This is a genomic window from bacterium, assembly GCA_030655055.1.
Lineage (GTDB): Bacteria > Edwardsbacteria > AC1 > AC1 > EtOH8 > UBA5202.
In genome coordinates this window covers 1-1,632 of sequence record JAURWH010000088.1, presented here as the reverse complement: position 1 = coordinate 1,632, position 1,632 = coordinate 1, and the positions used below count along the sequence as shown (strand labels likewise).

Annotated in this window: 2 protein-coding genes; both read right to left on the bottom strand. The window is 55.5% G+C overall.

Annotated elements, in window-relative coordinates; all coding sequences use genetic code 11:
* Positions 1–450, bottom strand: a 450-nt coding sequence (locus Q7U71_03900) for an FAD-dependent oxidoreductase (GenBank protein MDO9390900.1), incomplete at its 3' end; no start/stop codon positions are given.
* A gap of 186 nt (positions 451–636) precedes the next feature.
* Positions 637–1,500, bottom strand: coding sequence for a phosphatidate cytidylyltransferase (locus Q7U71_03895; GenBank protein MDO9390899.1), 864 nt, complete (start codon positions 1,498–1,500; stop codon positions 637–639).
* Positions 1,501–1,632: the final 132 nt, after the last annotated feature.

Here is a 1,632-nt window from a genome sequence, read left to right as displayed (position 1 = left end):
GTGCTCCAGGATGGTGATATTGGGATGGCTGCGGATCTGGTGCACCAGGGCCCGTTCCACTTCCTGCCCGGTATAGTCCTTGGCGTGGACTATCCGGCGTTTGGAGTGTCCCCCCTCCCGCCCCAGGTCCAGCCCTCCGGCCTGTCCTTGGGTGAAGGCCACCCCCAGCCGGGAAAGCTTTTCCACCAGGGCCGGACCCTCGGAGACCATGGCCTGGACAGCTTCCGGGTTGGAAAGCCCGGCCCCGGCCTCGATGGTATCCTTGACATGACTTGAAGAGCTGTCGTCCTGGCCGAACACCGCGGCTATGCCGCCCTGGGCGTAGTTGGTGTTGGACTCGGTGTCGTCCTTCTTGGTGACGATCACCACCCGGCCGTGATCGGCGACTTTTAAGGCGAAGGTCAGCCCGGCGATGCCGGATCCGATTATCAGGAAATCTGTTGAGGGCATATTTTAACGAATTATTTTTTTATTAGGAATCCATGAAACCATGAGTATTAACTTTACACACTGGCCGATTCATGCATTCCTGGGTTCCTTATAGAAGGAATCTCTGTTTTGTGCCTTTGTGTCACTTCGACAGGGGGTATAGTGAGTTTGCCGAACTGCTCAGTGCACCGCTTTGTGGTGAATAATTTACCCCAGGACAAATATCCTGCAGAACCAGTAAACAAATGGCAGAGCGAACATCATGCTGTCAAAGCGGTCCAGCACCCCGCCGTGGCCCGGCAGCAGGTTCCCGGAATCCTTGACCCCGGCATCGCGCTTGAGCAGTGATTCGAACAGATCCCCCAGGGTGCCAAAGATGACCACTCCCAGCCCTATCACCAGGGCCTGCCCGGCGGACAGTTCCCATATCCAAAACCTTGCGATCAGAAAAGCCGCGGCCAAAGTGAACAGCGCTCCGCCAGCCAGTCCCTCCATTGATTTCTTGGGGCTGATCTTTGGGGCCAGCGGTCTTTTGCCAAAGGCCATCCCGGTGAAATAGGCCCCGGTGTCCCCTATCCAGATCAGGGCCATGGTCAGCACCGCCAGCTTAAAACCAAGGACATCATCCAGACCGCGAAGCAGCAGCAGATGTCCCAAAAGTCCGGCAACGTAGATCACACCAAAGACAGTAGTTCCGGCCCGGACCAGCGAGCCATCCACCCCGCCCTTGACCACCATCCAGCTGAATAACAGAAGCAGCCAAAGCATCAATGCTCCGGCGGCAGCGGAAGATGGATTGAAAATACAGAACCATAAGAGGGCCCCGCCGGCCAGGCCCCAGGCAGTGAGAGGTTTAAGTCCCTTGGCCCGGGACAGTCCGTAAAACTCCCAAAGCCCCAGCAGGGACAGGGCCAGCACCGCAACCCCCAGCCACCAGCCGCCGTAATAGACCGCGGCCAGCAGGGCCGGAATGCCCAGCACGGCCACCAATGATCTTAACCCCAGTCCGGAGAATATTTTTTTTGCGCTCCGGTCCTTGGATCTGAATTCCTGTTTGTTTGCTTGTTCCATTATGCTGTCAAGATAGTTATTGTTTAATTGTGACTATTTGAAATGCAGATATTGGCTCAATTATGTTCTTTTCTTTTTGTGCCGCCAAAAAGAGAAGAACCAAAAGAAAAAGCTCGTCGCTTAAAACTCTCC